The 17,151-nt window shown below is 29.2% G+C and carries 18 protein-coding genes; 5 read left to right on the top strand and 13 right to left on the bottom strand.

Annotation, left to right across the window (positions count from 1 at the left end; all coding sequences use genetic code 11):
• Nucleotides 1-126: 126 nt before the first annotated feature.
• Both L1S33_RS02675 and L1S33_RS02680 read right to left on the bottom strand, forming a co-directional pair.
• Nucleotides 127-1,911, bottom strand: a complete 1,785-nt coding sequence (locus L1S33_RS02675; RefSeq protein ID WP_240561127.1) for a ribonucleoside-diphosphate reductase subunit alpha — start codon at nt 1,909-1,911, stop codon at nt 127-129.
• A gap of 2 nt (nt 1,912-1,913) precedes the next feature.
• Nucleotides 1,914-3,188, bottom strand: a complete 1,275-nt coding sequence (locus tag L1S33_RS02680) for a ribonucleotide-diphosphate reductase subunit beta (RefSeq protein WP_240561128.1) — start codon at nt 3,186-3,188, stop codon at nt 1,914-1,916.
• A gap of 389 nt (nt 3,189-3,577) precedes the next feature.
• Here L1S33_RS02680 and L1S33_RS02685 point away from each other — a divergent pair, with 389 nt between their 5' ends.
• The 3 genes from L1S33_RS02685 to L1S33_RS02695 all read left to right on the top strand — a co-directional run bounded on the left by L1S33_RS02685 (nt 3,578) and on the right by L1S33_RS02695 (nt 6,795).
• Nucleotides 3,578-3,769: a cold-shock protein gene (locus tag L1S33_RS02685; protein ID WP_072556268.1), complete on the top strand. Its 192-nt coding sequence runs from the start codon at nt 3,578-3,580 to the stop codon at nt 3,767-3,769.
• Between the two features lie 364 nt (nt 3,770-4,133).
• The gene (locus L1S33_RS02690) at nt 4,134-4,868 is read left to right on the top strand and encodes a LytR/AlgR family response regulator transcription factor (RefSeq protein WP_240551106.1); all 735 of its coding nucleotides are present in this window, start codon (nt 4,134-4,136) and stop codon (nt 4,866-4,868) included.
• 13 nt (nt 4,869-4,881) lie between these two features.
• Nucleotides 4,882-6,795: a tetratricopeptide repeat-containing sensor histidine kinase gene (locus L1S33_RS02695; RefSeq protein WP_240561129.1), complete on the top strand. Its 1,914-nt coding sequence runs from the start codon at nt 4,882-4,884 to the stop codon at nt 6,793-6,795.
• On the opposite strand, the gene dinB is transcribed toward L1S33_RS02695, so the two are convergent.
• Nucleotides 6,792-7,874 carry a DNA polymerase IV gene (gene dinB, locus L1S33_RS02700; protein WP_240561130.1) on the bottom strand — a complete coding sequence of 361 codons (1,083 nt, stop codon included), beginning with the start codon at nt 7,872-7,874 and terminating at the stop codon, nt 6,792-6,794. The two genes, L1S33_RS02695 and dinB, sit on opposite strands and share 4 nt — an antisense overlap.
• Nucleotides 7,875-7,978: 104 nt before the next feature.
• Between dinB and hflX the strand changes: the two genes are divergently transcribed.
• Nucleotides 7,979-9,184, top strand: a complete 1,206-nt coding sequence (hflX, locus tag L1S33_RS02705; RefSeq protein ID WP_240551103.1) for a GTPase HflX — start codon at nt 7,979-7,981, stop codon at nt 9,182-9,184.
• A 38-nt stretch (nt 9,185-9,222) separates the two neighbouring features.
• On the opposite strand, the gene L1S33_RS02710 is transcribed toward hflX, so the two are convergent.
• The 10 genes from L1S33_RS02710 to L1S33_RS02755 form a co-directional block, all read right to left on the bottom strand.
• On the bottom strand, nt 9,223-9,852 hold the full coding sequence (locus L1S33_RS02710) for an arsenate-mycothiol transferase ArsC (protein ID WP_240561131.1): 630 nt from the start codon (nt 9,850-9,852) through the stop codon (nt 9,223-9,225).
• Nucleotides 9,853-9,870: 18 nt separating this feature from the next.
• On the bottom strand, nt 9,871-10,638 hold the full coding sequence (locus L1S33_RS02715) for a metallophosphoesterase family protein (RefSeq protein WP_240561132.1): 768 nt from the start codon (nt 10,636-10,638) through the stop codon (nt 9,871-9,873).
• Nucleotides 10,639-10,654: 16 nt separating this feature from the next.
• Nucleotides 10,655-11,122 carry a DUF6428 family protein gene (locus tag L1S33_RS02720; protein WP_240561133.1) on the bottom strand — a complete coding sequence of 156 codons (468 nt, stop codon included), beginning with the start codon at nt 11,120-11,122 and terminating at the stop codon, nt 10,655-10,657.
• A gap of 39 nt (nt 11,123-11,161) precedes the next feature.
• On the bottom strand, nt 11,162-11,491 hold the full coding sequence (locus tag L1S33_RS02725) for an ArsR/SmtB family transcription factor (protein WP_240561134.1): 330 nt from the start codon (nt 11,489-11,491) through the stop codon (nt 11,162-11,164).
• A 113-nt stretch (nt 11,492-11,604) separates the two neighbouring features.
• Nucleotides 11,605-12,684 (bottom strand): CNNM domain-containing protein, encoded by a 1,080-nt coding sequence (locus L1S33_RS02730; RefSeq protein WP_240551098.1) that lies wholly within the window; start codon nt 12,682-12,684, stop codon nt 11,605-11,607.
• 225 nt (nt 12,685-12,909) lie between these two features.
• Nucleotides 12,910-13,830, bottom strand: a complete 921-nt coding sequence (locus tag L1S33_RS02735) for a DUF3078 domain-containing protein (RefSeq protein WP_240561135.1) — start codon at nt 13,828-13,830, stop codon at nt 12,910-12,912.
• An 80-nt stretch (nt 13,831-13,910) separates the two neighbouring features.
• Nucleotides 13,911-14,759: a DUF3078 domain-containing protein gene (locus tag L1S33_RS02740; RefSeq protein ID WP_240561136.1), complete on the bottom strand. Its 849-nt coding sequence runs from the start codon at nt 14,757-14,759 to the stop codon at nt 13,911-13,913.
• Between the two features lie 7 nt (nt 14,760-14,766).
• The gene (locus L1S33_RS02745; protein ID WP_240551095.1) at nt 14,767-15,276 is read right to left on the bottom strand and encodes a DUF2480 family protein; all 510 of its coding nucleotides are present in this window, start codon (nt 15,274-15,276) and stop codon (nt 14,767-14,769) included.
• Nucleotides 15,277-15,357: 81 nt separating this feature from the next.
• A complete protein-coding gene (locus tag L1S33_RS02750; RefSeq protein WP_072556281.1) occupies nt 15,358-15,678 on the bottom strand; it encodes a DUF59 domain-containing protein in 321 nt (106 codons plus the stop codon).
• Between the two features lie 7 nt (nt 15,679-15,685).
• Entirely contained in the window at nt 15,686-16,111 is a 426-nt protein-coding gene (locus tag L1S33_RS02755; protein ID WP_240561137.1) for a SufE family protein, read from the bottom strand.
• A gap of 75 nt (nt 16,112-16,186) precedes the next feature.
• Here L1S33_RS02755 and L1S33_RS02760 point away from each other — a divergent pair, with 75 nt between their 5' ends.
• Nucleotides 16,187-17,113 carry a PfkB family carbohydrate kinase gene (locus tag L1S33_RS02760; protein ID WP_240551094.1) on the top strand — a complete coding sequence of 309 codons (927 nt, stop codon included), beginning with the start codon at nt 16,187-16,189 and terminating at the stop codon, nt 17,111-17,113.
• The last annotated feature ends 38 nt before the right edge of the window (nt 17,114-17,151 follow it).

A 17,151-nucleotide genomic window follows, 5' to 3' on the forward strand; every position in this document is an offset into this window, starting at 1 on the left:
ATATTCCACTATCGCTTTTTTTTATGCGTAATTTTTTATCTCAATAAAAATATTTAAATTATTATTAATAAAGAGAAGCCTTTCGACTTCTCCTTTATCAACTTTTAATAAAATAATAAAAAACGATTATCCTTCGCAATTTAAACAGTCTTTCTTTTGTTTAAATTTCTGCGCAGCGTTCATACTGTGTTGGTAATACATAGATTTTACTCCTAATTTCCAAGCATTAATGTACACTTTATTTACATCTTTAATTGGCATATCTGGGTGCACCATAATGTTAATAGACTGTCCTTGATCGATGTGGTTTTGTCTATTTGCCGCTTGATATACAATTACGTTTTGATCTATTTCTGAATAGGTTTTAAACACATCTTTTTCTGCTTCTGTTAAAATATCTAAATGTTGTACAGAACCGTCATTGTCTCTAATGCTTTTCCAAACATCTGATGTGTTTTCGCCTTTTTCTATTAATAATTTCTCTAAAATAGGATTCTTAATAGTTGTTTTAATTTTGGCAATATCTTTTACATAGATATTAGACCAAATTGGCTCAATACCTTGTGATACTTGTCCTAAAATAAACGCAGATGATGTTGTTGGTGCAACTGCATTTAAGGTTGTATTACGTCTTCCGTACCCTTTTAAAACTGCTGGTTCTCCATACATTTTAGCCATCTCTTCAGATGCTTTGTAAGATTTTTCTTTAATTACTTTAAAGATTTCGCTGTTTAAAGAATATGCTTCAGCACTATCAAAAGCTAACATTTTAGATTGTAATAAAGAATGCCATCCTAAAGCTCCTAAACCTAATGCTCTATTTTCTTTTGCAAAATTATAGGCTTTTTCCATAAAACGAAACGTAAACTGATCGTCTCTGTCTGATGAGTCTTTATATACTTCTAACTTGGTAATAAACTCTTGCATTACTGCATCTAAAAAGAATGCTAGTGTTTCTACTGCATCTGTATCTTTCCATTTGTCATAATGCACCAAGTTAACTGATGATAAACAACAAACAAAAGACCAATCTTCATTAGAAGGTAACATTATTTCTGTACATAAGTTACTTGCATAAATTTCGTGGTTATTGTCTTTATAAACATCTACCGTTCCATTATTTGCGTTGTCTCTAAAAAGTATATATGGATATCCTATTTCTCCTCTTCTTTGTAATATTTTTGCCCAAAGACTTCTTTTTGATACATCTCCATCAATCATTTCTTGCATCCATTGGTCACTTACCGTAACTCCATGCGTTAATTCTTGTATTGGATTTCCTTCTGTTCCTATTTCTAAAAACTCTTCAATATCTTGGTGATCTATTGGTAAATATGGAGAAAAACGACCTCTTCTTACTGAACCTTGACTTACTACGTCAACCATTTTTTCAAACAATTGCATAATGTGAACCGAACCAGATGATGAACCATTATTTTTTACATCTGCTCCTCTTTCACGTAATTTACCAAAATAACCAGAAGTACCACCTCCTAATTTAGACATCATACCAACTTCTGATTGTGAGAATAAAATATCTCCCATATCATCTGCTACATGCGAACCAAAACAACTAATAGGTAAACCTCTTTTCTTTCCGAAGTTAGACCAAACTGGCGATGCTAATGAGAAATAACCAGCAGCCATATATTTATAAAACTTATCTGAAAACCCATCAATTTTTAAAATACGTTCTGCATTGTCTGCTATTTCGCGTATTCTTTCTTCTGGCGTTGTATCTCCTGTTAAATAACCAGACTCTAAAAATTTACGACTGTTTTCTGTTAGCCATTCTATTTCTGGTTCATTTTTACTCTTAAGCATTTCCTCTCTAGCAGCGTTTTGTGCTTGGATTAACTTTTCGTGATCAGTAAGTTCTGTTTGTGTTGTCTTTGTTTCGTTTTGGTTCATAATTAAAATAGGTCGTCGCTTGTTATACTTTTTGTTCTTTTACTATAGTTGATAGATCTTTTTACGAAAAAATCTCCATGTTTGGTTCCAATAATTTCATCATCAAACCAATCTGTTTCTGCTAATAAAGTTTGGTCTACATCAAATACTTTTGAGATACCAATACTTTCTAATGAGTTATTAAATCTGTTTTTAATAAACTCTTTTATTACGTTTTTAGGTAAGAAATCTAATTCTCCTTGTTCAAAAATCCAATCAATTAATTTACTTTCAGAAAGAAATGCTTCTTTACAAGTTTCTTGTACTAATAAATTATGTTCTTCATTAAACCAATCTGGATTTTCTTCTTTAATAATTTTAATTAAATCGATACCAAAATCTCCATGAATTTGTTCTTCTTTAGAAGTAGCTTCTACAACGTTAGAAATTCCTTTTAATACATTCTTATGCTTATTAAAAGCCATAATAATAAGGAACTGAGAAAATAAAGATACATGCTCTATAAACAGAGAAAATAAAATTATTGATTCAGAAAATTCTTGATTGTCTTCACTTTTTACATTTTTTAATGCGTTTTCCAGGTAATTAACACGTTTCATAATTACAGGATTTTTCTTCAAGTTTTTAAACTCGTTGTTTAATCCTAAAACTTCTAATAAATGTGAGTATGCATCATGATGACGTACTTCACTTTCTGAAAACGTTGCTCCTACTGAACCAATTTCTGGTTTTGGCATCTTTTTATAAATGTCTCCCCAAAAAGTTTTAACAGCAACTTCTATTTGAGAAATTGCTAACATGGTATTTTTTATAGCATTTTTCTCTACCTCGGTAAGAGATGTTTTAAAATCCTGGATATCACTTGTGTAATTAAACTCCGTATGAATCCAGTAAGAATGTCTAATTGCATCTACATATTCATTTAAAGCAGGATATTCATATGGTTTTAAATTTATACGCTTCTCAAAAATATTGCTCTTTCTGCTTCTTGTTTGTTCGTCTCTATATAATATGTAAGCTTTAGCTACATCGTGAAAAGGACTATCCATTAACTTAAATTCTACGATGTCCTGAACTTGTTCTACAGTTGGCGTATAAGTAGGTTCATTTAATTTCCTTTCTAATAAAGTACCGTTTACGATCTTAGAAATTGCTATAGCATCTTCTCTAGTACCATGATTTACAGTAATCATCGCTTTTTCTATAGCGTTAATAATTTTCTCTAACTCAAAAATAGTTGTTTCTGAGTCTCTTTTTATGATTTGCGTAATTTCCACGGTAAAATAAGATTATTTAATTGTTAATTAATCGTTGAGAACGACTCTCACAAAGATTGCTTTTTTTGCTTCAAAATGAAAGCCATACTTATTCACAAAACCCTTGAAGTTTTTAACAAAAACTGTTTTTTTTGTTTTTTATTAAAAAAAACAATTTTTATAAACAACTAATTTACAGGTGTTTAAAAATTAAAAAACGCTACTTCAAGTGTGTTTTATGGAAATTCTTAAAAACGGCATATTTAAAATTTACAACTATTATTATTTTAATAGTTATTTGAATTTAGTTTTTTATAAAAAAGGATTTTAACTAAAAATAAAAAACTCATTTAGAAAATTAGTTAAATAGTAGTATCTTTATACTTTATTAACAATTTATATTTATCAAAGTGAAAAACGGTACAGTAAAATTTTTTAACGAGTCTAAAGGATTTGGATTTGTTATTGAAGATGGTTCAAAAGAAGAGTATTTCGTGCACGTAAGTGGTTTAATCGATGAGATTAGAGAAGGAGATGCAGTAGAATTTGACTTAAAAGAAGGTAGAAAAGGCTTAAATGCAGTAGACGTTAGAGTAATCTAATTTTTATATTTTTTACAAAAAAACAAACCTCGTAAATATTTACGAGGTTTTTTTTATACCTAATACTATAAAACAAAAAAAAGCGATACATAAGTATCGCTTTTGTTTTTTTCATAATTAATTAATCCCCCAATTTATCAATTATGTTTTCTTTCTCTGATTCAAATTCTTATAAAGAATTTTTTTCAATATTGTAACCCTTCAATTACACTACAAATATAGATAATGTGTTAAGTTTTAAAATAGTGTTTTGTATAAATGGTATTGTTTTTTGTATAATCTGCAATTTTTTATGTTATAATTTTCTTAAAAAGATGTTTTATAAAATTATATAGTATTTTTGAAATCTAAAACCCTCTTTCTTATGATAAATGCTGTAATAGTAGATGATGAACTAAAAGCAATAAAAAGTTTGTCTTGGGAAATTTCAAATTTTGAAGACATTATTAATGTTGTAGCTACTTTTGACAACCCTGAAGAAGCGCTTTTTTATCTCAAAAACAATAAAATAGATTGTCTTTTTCTAGATATTGAAATGCCAACAATGGATGGTTTTCAATTCTTAGAACGAATTGAGAAAAGAGATTTTGCTGTGGTTATTACTACTGCTTATAATGATTACGCTATTAAAGCATTAAAAAACGAAGCAATAGATTATCTTTTAAAACCAATTGACACCGATGATTTAAAAGATACGCTAGAAAAAGTTAAGAAATATAACTATCATTTTGATAATACAGAGAAATTTGAAAAAATATTAACTGGTTTTAACGAGAAGTTTAATCAACGAAAAATTACAGTTAGTACGGACGGAAAACTTATCTTCTTAGAGTCTGATGAAATTTTATTTGTTGAATCTGAAGGTAATTACTCAACTATACATACTAAAGATGGTAAAAAAATAGTACTTACCAAAAAGCTTAAAGAAGTAGATCAATTGTTACCTTCTAATCATTTTTTTAGAATTCATAATTCATTTATTATTAATTTAAATAAAATTAAAGAGTTCTTAAAAACTGATGGTTATGTTATAATTGAAGGAAATCATAAAATACCTGTTTCTCGTCAAAAAAAATCTGAATTTTTAGAAAAATTTTAAGCATTGTAATAGCATGAAAAAAATACTTTTTACTCTTATTATTCTTTTTTCTATTTCAATTTCTTCTCAAAAAAAAGAAGTAAATAATAAAATCCAATACCTTATTAATGGAAATATTACCAATGATGATATTATAGACTCTATTTTTAAAAATCATAGAAGACATAAAGAAGATCTAAAATTATTAATTAATAAAAGTAAAGAGAATTCTTATTTATATGGTCAGTTTTATGGACACAGATCTTTAGGAAGAATAAACAGGGATCTTTCTTTGTTCGAGAAATCTATTTCAGAATACAACAAAGCTGTAGAGATAACCAAACTACTAAAGGATACGGTTTCTGAGTTAAAGGTTTTAAACTCAATAGGTTCAGCATACAGAAGACAAGATGACATTACCAATGCATTAAACTACCATCAAGAAGCATTGGACATTGCTTTAAATATAAAAAACCCAAGTATTGATATCAAAAAAAGTATTAGTATTTCTCAAAATAGTATGGGAAACTTATACATTTCATTAAGACAATATGATTTAGCCTTAAAAGAATTTAGTAATTCAATTGTTATGCAAAAACAACTTAATAATAAGTTAGGTCTTGCAATTAATTATCAAAACATTGGTAACGCAAAAGAAGAACTTGGAGATTTAGACGAAGCACTTAAAAATTATCATAAATCTTTAACCTATAATAATAGTTTAGAAAACAATGTTGGTAAAATTATATGTGCTTACAGTATAGCTAATGTGTTAATAAAACAAAAGAAATATATAGAAGCTCAAAAAACAGTTAATTCTGTTTTAAATATTGCAATAACACAAAAAGATATGTATTATTTGTCTAACACATATAACACTTTGGGCTTATCTCAAGTTCATCTTAATAAGTTTAATGCGTCTGAAAAGAACTTAAAAAAAGCACTTAAAATAGCTACAGAATATAAGGTTCAAAATATCATAGTAAAAGCAAATGAAAATTTAGCATTACTTAACGAAAATAAACAAGACTATAAAAAGGCATATAATTATTATAAAACTGCCAAAGAAGAAGGTGCAAAAACTTACAATAACCGTAACTTACTTTATTTAAATGAATTAAAATCTAGGTACGACAAACAAAGAACCGAAAATCAACTTGAAGATTTATCAACACAAAATGAAATTGCTAAACTACAATTAGAAAAAAATAGAAATATTTTTATTCTTATTGCAAGTTTGTTTATTCTTTTAATTGTTATCCTATATTCAATAATAAGAGAACGCTCTTTACAAAATGAAAAAAAATTTCTTACTCTAAAACAAGAAGCCTTACAGAGTCAAATGAATCCTCATTTTATTTTTAATGCTTTAAACTCTATAAAACTTTATATTATAAATAATGAGCAAAAAAACGCTGTTTATTATTTAAATAAATTTGCTAAACTTATTAGAAAAATACTTGAAGCATCTAAGGTAAAAGAAATAAGTTTAAGAGAAGAGTTAGAAACAATGGAGTTATATATGAGTATAGAAAACATTCGTTTTAACAATGAAATAAACTACACATTTAATGTAGATAACAATTTAAAATTAGATAGTATAAAAATACCTCCGTTGGTATTGCAACCTTTTATAGAAAACGCTATTTGGCATGGTTTATCATCTAAAAAAGGCAGTAAGAAAATAGCTCTTTCTGTAAAAAAAACAGAAGAAGATTACATTTTAATTTCTATAGAAGATAATGGTGTTGGACGAGAAGTTTCTTCAAAAATTAAAGCAGGTAAAACTATAAATAGAAAATCTATTGGAATAGGTTTAACTACAGAACGATTAAGAAGTTTTGTTAGAAGTTTTGAAAAAGATTTTTCTCTTAAATACACAGATATTAAAGGCGCAAAAAATAATATTGAAGGGACAAACGTAGAGATTAAAATACCTTTAGTTTAAAAATCGAATTTTAACTGAACAAAAACTGGTTCTCTCTTTTCTGTGTTTAAATTACTGAAAGAAATACCTACTAAACGAACCGAATTTTGTAATTTCTCTTGATACAATAACTCTTTAACAATGGGTAAAAATTCTTTTTTTTGTTGAAGAAAATTTAATCCCGTTTTACTTCGAGTTTGCATTGTAAAATCTGAATATTTAATTTTTAAGGTAACCGTTTTTCCTTTTGTATTGGATTTTACTAAACGCCTTTCTAATTCATCCGCAATTTTAGATAGTTTTTCCATCAGAAATACTTCCGAAGAAATATTATCAAAAAAAGTTCTTTCTGCAGCAACAGATTTTCTAATTCTATTTGGTTTCACCACACTTTTACTTATTCCTCTAACAATATTGTAATAATGCGCACCACTTTTTCCAAAGAGACTCACTAACTCTTCTACCGATTTGTTTTTTAAATCTAAGCCTGTAAAAATTCCAAAATTGTACATTTTAGCTGCCGTAACTTTACCAACTCCATAAAATTTATTTACCGGTAATTGCTCTAAAAAGTCTAAAACCTCTTCCGGATTTATTGTTTTTTGTCCATTTGGTTTGTTAATATCAGATGCTACTTTGGCAATAAATTTATTGATAGAAATTCCTGCGGAAGCTCTCAACTCAAGTCTATCCCAAATTTTCTTGCGAATTTCTTCTGCAATCATACTCGCCGACGGATTTCCTTTTTTGTTTTCAGTAACATCAATATAAGCTTCATCTAAAGAAAGTGGCTCTACCAAATCTGAATATTCATAGAAAATTTTTCGGATTTCTGTTGAAATTTCCTTGTAACGCTCAAATCTTGGTGGTACAAAAATTAAATGTGGACATTTTTGTCTCGCCAAAACACCACTCATTGCAGAACGTACTCCAAATTTTCTTGCCTCATAACTAGCTGCGGAAATTACACCACGTTTTTCACTACCACCAACAGCAACAGGTTTATCCCTTAAATCTGGGTTGTCCAATTGCTCTACAGATGCATAAAAAGCATCCATATCTACATGAATTATTTTTTTAAATGGTGGTTTTAATTCCATGTTAGCCTGATAAATGATTTTTATTTTATTTTTTAAAAATTCATTCTGATCTCAAAAGTAAAAAAATCAAAATCAATACAACAATATTTGTACTTTTGTTGTGTATGATAGACGAGAGAGAAGTAACTTCAGAAAAAGCCGTTTTAATTGGTGTAATTACACAGCAACAAAACGAAGCGCAATCAGATGAATATTTAGATGAGTTAGAATTTTTAACGTTAACTGCTGGTGGAAAAGCAGTAAAACGTTTTGTTCAAAAAATGGAAAAACCAAACCCTAAAACCTTTTTAGGTGTTGGTAAATTAGATGAAGTAAGAGCATACATAGAGTCTCATAATATTGGTACTGCAATTTTTGATGACGAATTATCACCTGCACAAATACGAAATATAGAAAAAGTTTTAGATTGTAAAATCTTAGACAGAACCAATTTAATCTTAGATATTTTTGCACAAAGAGCACAAACAAGTTCTGCAAAAACACAGGTAGAATTGGCACAATGTCAATATTTATTACCTCGATTAACACGTCTTTGGACACACCTCGACAAACAAAAAGGTGGTATTGGAATGCGTGGACCTGGTGAAACAGAAATTGAAACAGATAGACGTATTATTCGTGATAAAATTACCGTCTTAAAAAAGAAGCTTTTAACTATTGATAAACAAATGGCCGTGCAACGTAAAAACCGTGGTAAAATGGTTAGAGTTGCTTTGGTTGGATACACAAATGTGGGTAAATCTACCTTAATGAATGTGGTTAGTAAAAGTGATGTTTTTGCAGAAAACAAGCTTTTTGCGACCTTAGATACAACCGTTAGAAAAGTTGTTATTAAGAACATTCCGTTTTTAATGACCGATACCGTTGGGTTTATTAGAAAATTACCAACGCAATTGGTAGAATCTTTTAAATCTACTCTAGATGAAGTTCGTGAAGCAGATTTATTATTACATGTTGTAGATATTTCGCATCCTAATTTCGAAGATCATATTGCTTCTGTTAATACTATTTTAGATGAAATTGATAGCGGAGACAAACCAACAATTATGGTTTTCAATAAAATTGATGCATATTCTCATGAAACCATTGATGAAGACGATTTAGTTACTGAAAAAACGAAAATTCATTACACTTTAGAAGATTGGAAAAAAACTTGGATGAGTGATTTAGAGAAAGAATCTATCTTTATTTCTGCTTTAAACAAGGATAATTTAGAAGCTTTTAAAGAAAAAACGTATCAACAAGTTAAAAAAATACACATTCAGCGTTTTCCATATAATAACTTTTTATATGATGAGTATACAGAATAATTTAAAATAAAAAAATCCCGCTATTGCGGGATTTTTTATTACTCTATTAGAGAAAAAACATACAATAACTCAGTTGCTATTTGTAGGCTTCTTTCGTTGTATTTTTCTGCTTGTTGTGGTGTATTATCAAATGCTTTGGGATCTTCAAAAGTAATAGGAATTCTTGTTTCTGCACCTGCAATAAAAGGACAACCTCCATCTGCTTGCGAGCACGTCATTATTGCTGCAAATTCAGATTTAGGATTGAAATCACTATCTAACTTTTTAGAAAAGCCAATTATTGGATGTTCATTTTCTGAATATTTAATGCTATAAACTGGATTTTCACCTTCAGAAAGTGTAGCTATTTCAAAACCTGAATTCTGTAACGTTTTTGCAGCTACAGGAAAAAGTGCTGTTGCTTCAGTTCCTCCAGAGTAACAAAACACGTTTTTAATATTAAAATAGTTTGCCATTGTTTGCGCCCAAACTTGCGATAAATGACTTCTTCTAGAATTGTGTGTACAAATAAAGTTAATTCTAATTTCTTGTTTCTTATCAACTTTTGTTTGTATAAAATCTACTAATGGTTGTAAAATTTGTTTACGTTCTTCAGAAATAGTTTGTGGATTTAATCCTTTAATTGTTGTTTCTATTTCCGAAAATAAGGTTGTTTGTGTTGTTGTCATTTTTATTTCAATATTTTTCTAATATCCATTTCTTAAGTTTTCAGCAAAATCATTTGATAAAATACTTTCTTCAACAGCTTTAGCTGCTTTTTCAATGTTATAATTAAAACGTATAAATTCTACTTTAATACTTTGTTTATCTAACAATGAGGCGTTTTCATTTATGTCTAAAATTACATAACACCCTTTGTTATTGTTGTCTTTTGGTTTTCCAACAGAACCTGTATTAATTGCGTGTTTATATTTTAATTCTCCATCCTTTTTAGTGCTTAAAACTTTATGATAGGGCTTATGAGTATGTCCAAAACATAAAATATCTGCGTTCGCATTTTCCATTATGCTTAACATATTTTCGTTTTCTTCAAATAAATATTCATCTATTTTATTTGGACTTCCGTGTACCAAAAGCATGTTAAATTTAGATTGGTTTAATTGAAATTCTAAATTAATATGCATTGGTAATGTGTGCAAGTATTTTCTGTTTTCAACACTAAGAACTTCATTTGTAAAAGCTTTAGAAATACTTCCTTTATTTAAGTTTTTATCGGTTTTATAAGCCGCTACATTGTCTGTAGACATTCTAGCAATATTAAAGTCGTGATTTCCTGCTATGGTTGGTATTCGTCTTTCTTTAATGGCTTGGATTACTTCATTTGGCCAAATATTGTAACCAACCAAATCGCCAAGACAATATATTGCATCTATATTTTGCTGATCTACACTTTTAAAGAAAGCGTTTAGTGCTGGTAAATTTGCATGTACATCACTAAATAAAGCTATTTTCATGTTTCTTATTTAAAAATTAGCAACAACCACTTCCTGGAGCACACGAATTTTGTGCAGGAATTTCTGAAAACTGTAATTTTGGTTTTTCAGCAGGAATTCCGCATGCATCTTGCGCCAAACAATCTGTTTGTTTTGATGTTAATAGGAAGTTTGTTCCGTCAAAATCAAGTCCAAATTTACCAATAGTTTCTGCTTGGTATTCTACTTCTACCTCTAAATCTTCTATTTTTAAAATCTTTTCTGAAAGCTCAATTATGTTTATTAATTTTTCTGGATGTAATCTATGATCGTAATCATTTGCGCTCCAAAGTTGAAAATTAACAACCTCTTCATTTCTTACAGTTCCTCCACAATCGATAAAATTTTTAGTTATTTTACCTACTTCTGTTACGTGAAAATGATTTGGAACCAATTCTCCGTTTGGTAATTTAAATGCTATTTTGTCTAATTGTTTTAATTTGCTTTTGATTTCTGAAAGTTTCATATCTAAAAATTTTATTACGTTTTAATTTATTTTGGAATTTTAACAACATGCTGTTTTTATCAAGTCTTGATCTAAAAACTGGAGCATTATTTTTTTCATTTCAGACCATTTTTCTGAGTTTACACAATAGCAAACACTGGTTCCTTCAACGCTTCCTTTTATGAGTCCTAATTGTTTTAACTCCTTTAAATGTTGAGAAATAGTTGGTTGTGCTAAACCAATTTCGTTTACCAAGTCGCCACAAACACAGGCGTTAATTTTAAACAAATGTTGTAAAATTGCTACTCTTGCAGGATGCCCAAATACTTTTGCATACAATGCAATTTTATTTTGTTGGTCTGTAAATATTTCTGATTTTGTTATTCCCATTTTATTTAATTACTATATTGCAATATTACGATTAATGTTTAAATCAGAAAAGAACTGTTGTTTATTTTTAAAAAAAATAGTGTAATTAAATAAAGATAAAAGGAGTAATTAGATTATTCTTCAGGAGTTTCTTCCTCAATAATACCCATAAGTTTGGCTCTTACTTCCCAATTTTTACGGGCCATCGATTGTAAGTCTGCAACATTATCACTTTCGTCCATAATTTCTAAACCAAGTAAAGTTTCTATTACATCTTCTTGAGAAACAAGACCGCTTACAGATCCATATTCATCTACAACCAAAGCAATATGTTCTCTTTGTTCTATTAACTTTTCGAACAAACTTGGAATAGATAAATCTCTATTGGTAACAATTATATCTCTTTTTATGCTTGTTAAAGGTTCATTACCGTTTCCTTTAATAATTGCTTCTAGCATATTATCTTTTAAGAAATAACCTGTAATATTATCTGATTTTTCTGAAAAAACAGGGACTCTAGAAAAGCGCAAATTTGTATGTGCGTCATAAAACTCTTGTATTGTTTGTTTTTCGTTGGCAGATTTTAAGACTGTTCTTGGCGTCATAATATCTTTTGCTAGAATCTCTTTAAAGTTTAGTAAGTTTTTAATCACTTTACTTTCCGATTCTTTAAAAACTCCTTCTTCATGTGCTATATCTGTCATAGCTGAGAAATCTTCTCTACTTAAAACACTTTCTCCATGACCACCTTTACCTCCAATAAGTTTTGTTGCCAATTGTAAAATCCATAAAATACCTGTCCATTTTAATGGAAAGATCATCATATTTAATGCTTTTGTAGTAAAGTTAGCTAATTGTTTCCAGTAGGTTGCTCCAATAGTTTTTGGTACAATTTCTGAAGCTACTAAGATTAAAATTGTCATTACAGCAGAAACTATAAAAACTCCATAACCATCATCATTAAAAACCTTTTTTGCTTCTGCTCCAACTAATATTGCACCTACTGTATGTGCTAATGTGTTTAAAGTTAGAATTGCAATTAAAGGTTTGTCTACATCTTTTTTTAAGGTTTCTAAATCTTCTGCAAAAGATTTTCCTTCACTTTTTGCTACATTAACAAATGTTGGTGTAACACTTAAAAGCACTGCTTCTAAAATTGAGCATAAAAATGAAAAGAAAATAGATACGGTTCCGTAAATTAATAATAATGTCATTCAGAATAATTTTTAGCAAAAATACATAAAAAGAAATCAGTAAATAAGACTCCGTTTTTAAGATATGAAAAAAGTTAATAAATAAGCTTAGCCCTGATTGAAACGGCATCCTTTTTTATTTTTCATAAAAAAGATATAGTGAAAAGCAGGAAATAGCTTCAAATAAAAAAACCTCAAACATTGCTGCTTGAGGTTTATTATTTTTAATCTTGTAATTGGATTAACTTACATTGAAAAGTTAAGACCAAATAACCAGTAAGACTGTAATTTGCTGTTTACATTACCAAAAGTTGCAGATGGCGTTGTTAACAATGCATTGTTTAATGCTTCTTGTTTGTTGTCTCTTAAACCAAACTCAAACCCTAAACCAATTCCTTTCCAGAAAGTGTATCCGAAAGAGTTAATCCAAGTTACGTTAGATAAATCTCCAGACTTATAGCTTTGGAAAGCAGATAAGTTAGATTTAAAGTTTACTGGACCTAATTTTCTTGTATAATCTGCAAATATTTTTGCTCCCATTGAAGATTCAAAAGCAGCATCATTATCAGCAAATACAAAGTTGTAGTTTAATGGGTGAACAACAACCACTAAGTTTTGAATTGGTGTCCAAGTAATACCAACACCTAAATCTAAATATCCAGGGTCGTTAAAGTTACTAATTAAAGTAGTTCTGTATTCTCCTAAAGCAGATACAGCTAATTTATCAGTTAATTTATAACCGTATAAAGAACTCACTGTAAATACATCGTTTGTTCCATCAAAGCTATCGCTATCTGCTGGGTCATCAGTATTGTCGTTTTTAATCCAAGATAAGTTTACATTTAAAGAGTTTCTCCAGAAAAACTTTTCTCTATCTAAATTTGCAAAACCGTTACCAATAATACCAATATTTCCTGCAGATGTATTTGGTGTTCCTTTAGAATACCAGTTGTTAAATCCAGAAATGTTTGCTCCAAAAGTACCAAAAGCACCGTATTTCCAACCTGGAAAAGCATCTATTTGAGATTGTAAAGCATTTGCTTCTCCTTGTAATTTACCTATTTCTCCTTGTTTAGTTGAAAGTTCTTTTTTAAGTTCTTCAACTGTTTGAGCGTTTAAAGAAACACCTGTTATAGCAAAAGCTACTATTAAAATTAATTTTTTCATTTTATTTAATTTTTATTTTTTAAAAATGTGCGCAAACTTACGCTTTTTTATTTAGACAAGTTTATTTTTTTAAAGTCACTTTATTTTTGAAAAAAGTAACTTAATCCTAATCCAAAAACTTCTCTAAATTGAATTCTTTTAGACGTATTGTCATCTACAATTGCATGCAAAGTCATATTCATAGAAAAATACCTGTTAACTTTAAATAGTAAATTCATTTGATAATTAACATCTATATTTTCTGGATGGTTTAAATAATCGGAATAAATTGCAACTATATTCTCCATATTAATATTTTCCATTAAATCGAACTTCATATAAGTAGAAAGGTTAAAACCTAAACTATAACTGTTGGTTTCTCCAACATCTACACCATATTTTCCAGAAAACTCTTCAGAAACAAAAGTAAAACGAGATGTAGCTGGCGCAATATTAACCCTATAATCGTCAGATTTTTTCCACAACAATCCAGGCCCAAAACTTATATATGCTGGCGAAAAGAACGTTGAAGTTGGCTTAGCTGGTGTTTCAGAATAATCATAACCACGCGTAAACTGAGTAGTTATGTTATTAAAAAAAGAGAAAAACCATAATCCTTTAGACTTAAGACCTAGTAGCGAATTGTATTCGAACTGATCGTTTGTTTTTCTAAATCCTTTATCATCTACATGACTTAAGCCATAACCTGTTATAATCTTATTATCCCAATTCCATTTTCCTTTTTTATAGTTGAAATCGTAATTGATATTAACATTTCCTGCAATAGTATTATCTCCGCCAGAAGTCCAATTTGAAAATGCAGATTGATTGAATAAAAAAGTGAATTTCCCTTTAATATACCATTTTTGAATGCTGTCTGTAGAATGATTACCAAATACCGAAACACTAATTAAAAAGATGCATATTATTGAAAAATAAACGTTTTTCATTCTCTCACTATTTTTTATGTTTATATAATGGAACTGTAGAACAAGCTTCACCAAACATAATAGATTTTGCTATAGGTTGTAATTTTTCTATTAAAAAAGCAAATGCGCTTGGTGGAATTGGCTTATCGGCACAACCTTTTATAATGACAGGAGCATTAGCAAAGTCTTTAAAATCGACAAAACTTAATAACTCTTGATATAATACTGTTTCTAACAATTCTAAATTTCCAATAACAACTTTATTTGCGTGTGGCGTTAATTCTGCTGCCACTAACATAAAAGCCCAAGACGGAATAATAGCATCTACAGAACAAGTTACAGCTACAAATTTTCTCTTGTATTGAGACCAATCATGTTTTTTAACAGATGCTCTAAAGTCTGTTTCTTTCAAAATTAATTCTTGAAACAACCAATCTTTTATGTCAAAAACAACTCTTTCTCCTTCAGGATAAATTTCCTCAAGGTCAAAGGTTTTTAGTTTACTATTTGCAACTCTATTTATTATTTCTTCTGCCATTTATTTCTATTTAGTTTCAAAGTAGAGATTTCTCCTATCGTCGAAATGACATTCGTTATTTTTTAGTTTTGAATACTCAATTTAAAGCATTCCTAACTCAAGCTTTGCTTCTTCGCTCATCATTTCTTGCGTCCAAGTAGGATCAAAAGTAATTTCTACTTCACAAGAATTAATTTCTTTTAACGATTTTACTTTCTCTTCAATATCAACTGGTAAACTTTCAGCTACAGGACAATTTGGAGACGTAAGTGTCATTAATATTTTTGCGTCGTTTTCTTCAGAAACAAAAACATCGTAGATTAAACCTAATTCGTAAATATCAACTGGTATTTCTGGATCGTAAATAGTTTTTAAAACATTTACAATTTTATCGCCTATTTCTTCTAATTCTTTGTCTGTCATCTTTATGTTATTTTGTAAGCTTAGTTTGCTGCGCAATTGCATACATTTTTATTTGTTTAATCATAGAAACCAAACCATTTGCACGTGTTGGGCTTAAATGTTCTTTTAAACCAATTTCATCAATAAAACTGGTTTCTGCAGCTAAAATTGCTTGTGGAGTTTGGTTTGAATATACACGTAACAATAACGCTACAATTCCTTTGGTTAAAATTGCATCACTATCTGCTGTAAATGTTAAAGTCTCTTCATTTAAATCTGAATGCAACCAAACTTTTGACTGACAGCCTTTTATTAAATTTTCGTCAACTTTATAAGCTGCGTCAATTAATGGTAATGTTTTTCCTAAATCTATTATATATTGATAACGTTCCATCCAATCATCAAACATGTCAAACTCATCAATAATTTCTTCTTGTATTTCTTTGATAGTCATTTTTTAAAACTATTTTTGCACTTTACAAATTGTTTTGTACAATTACCGTGCAAAATTACTGATAAAAAATAAGAAATGAGTAAATTATTAGCAGTTGGTACTGTTGCGTTTGACGCTATTGAAACACCTTTTGGAAAAACAGATAAAATTTTAGGAGGTTCTGGAACCTATGTTGGTTTAGCAGCTTCTCAATTTGGAGTAGAAACAGGTGTTGTTTCTGTTGTTGGTGGAGACTTTCCACAATCGTATTTAGATATGATGAACAACAAAGGAATTAATACAGAAGGAATAGAAGTTATTAAAGAAGGAAAAACATTCTTTTGGAGTGGTAAATATCATAATGATATGAACTCTCGCGATACTTTAATTACCGAATTAAATGTTTTAGAACATTTTTCTCCGGTAGTTCCTGAAGTTTTTAAAAATTCTGACATTGTAATGTTAGGAAATTTACACCCTTTAACACAAGCTTCTGTTTTAGACCAAATGAATGAAAGACCAAAATTAGTAGTATTAGATACTATGAATTTTTGGATGGATATTGCTTTAGCAGATTTACATACCGTTTTAAAACGTGTAGATGTTATTACAATTAATGATGAAGAGGCACGTCAATTAAGTGGAGAATATTCTTTAGTAAATGCTGCTAAGAAAATTCACTCAATGGGTCCAAAATATGTAGTAATTAAAAAAGGAGAACACGGAGCTTTGTTATTTAACGAAGGAAAAATGTTTTTTGCACCTGCATTACCTTTAGCTGAAGTTTTTGATCCAACTGGAGCAGGAGATACTTTTGCTGGTGGTTTTTGCGGTTATTTAGCAAAAACAGAAGATGTTTCTTTTGAAAACATGAAAAACGCCATTATTTACGGTTCTAACTTAGCTTCCTTTTGTGTAGAAAAGTTTGGAACACATCGAATGGAAGAACTAACCAAAGACGAAGTTCAAAATCGTTTGCAAGCGTTTAAAGAATTAACACAATTTGATATAGAATTATCATAAATTAAAATCCGCGTCTAAACACGCGGATTTTTTTATAC

It is taken from the genome of Tenacibaculum aquimarinum, from assembly GCF_022478115.1.
In the GTDB taxonomy this organism is placed as follows: domain Bacteria; phylum Bacteroidota; class Bacteroidia; order Flavobacteriales; family Flavobacteriaceae; genus Polaribacter; species Polaribacter aquimarinum_A.

What these genes read in the sequence shown, in the direction of transcription:
- L1S33_RS02675 (WP_240561127.1), bottom strand. Translation starts at nt 1,911, where the DNA reads ATGAACCAAAACGAAACAAAGACAACACAAACAGAACTTACTGATCAC.
- L1S33_RS02690 (WP_240551106.1), top strand. Translation starts at nt 4,134, where the DNA reads ATGATAAATGCTGTAATAGTAGATGATGAACTAAAAGCAATAAAAAGT.
- L1S33_RS02695 (WP_240561129.1), top strand. Translation starts at nt 4,882, where the DNA reads ATGAAAAAAATACTTTTTACTCTTATTATTCTTTTTTCTATTTCAATT.
- dinB (WP_240561130.1), bottom strand. Translation starts at nt 7,874, where the DNA reads ATGGAATTAAAACCACCATTTAAAAAAATAATTCATGTAGATATGGAT.
- hflX (WP_240551103.1), top strand. Translation starts at nt 7,979, where the DNA reads ATGATAGACGAGAGAGAAGTAACTTCAGAAAAAGCCGTTTTAATTGGT.
- L1S33_RS02710 (WP_240561131.1), bottom strand. Translation starts at nt 9,852, where the DNA reads ATGACAACAACACAAACAACCTTATTTTCGGAAATAGAAACAACAATT.
- L1S33_RS02715 (WP_240561132.1), bottom strand. Translation starts at nt 10,638, where the DNA reads ATGAAAATAGCTTTATTTAGTGATGTACATGCAAATTTACCAGCACTA.
- L1S33_RS02720 (WP_240561133.1), bottom strand. Translation starts at nt 11,122, where the DNA reads ATGAAACTTTCAGAAATCAAAAGCAAATTAAAACAATTAGACAAAATA.
- L1S33_RS02725 (WP_240561134.1), bottom strand. Translation starts at nt 11,491, where the DNA reads ATGGGAATAACAAAATCAGAAATATTTACAGACCAACAAAATAAAATT.
- L1S33_RS02730 (WP_240551098.1), bottom strand. Translation starts at nt 12,684, where the DNA reads ATGACATTATTATTAATTTACGGAACCGTATCTATTTTCTTTTCATTT.
- L1S33_RS02735 (WP_240561135.1), bottom strand. Translation starts at nt 13,830, where the DNA reads ATGAAAAAATTAATTTTAATAGTAGCTTTTGCTATAACAGGTGTTTCT.
- L1S33_RS02740 (WP_240561136.1), bottom strand. Translation starts at nt 14,759, where the DNA reads ATGAAAAACGTTTATTTTTCAATAATATGCATCTTTTTAATTAGTGTT.
- L1S33_RS02745 (WP_240551095.1), bottom strand. Translation starts at nt 15,276, where the DNA reads ATGGCAGAAGAAATAATAAATAGAGTTGCAAATAGTAAACTAAAAACC.
- L1S33_RS02750 (WP_072556281.1), bottom strand. Translation starts at nt 15,678, where the DNA reads ATGACAGACAAAGAATTAGAAGAAATAGGCGATAAAATTGTAAATGTT.
- L1S33_RS02755 (WP_240561137.1), bottom strand. Translation starts at nt 16,111, where the DNA reads ATGACTATCAAAGAAATACAAGAAGAAATTATTGATGAGTTTGACATG.
- L1S33_RS02760 (WP_240551094.1), top strand. Translation starts at nt 16,187, where the DNA reads ATGAGTAAATTATTAGCAGTTGGTACTGTTGCGTTTGACGCTATTGAA.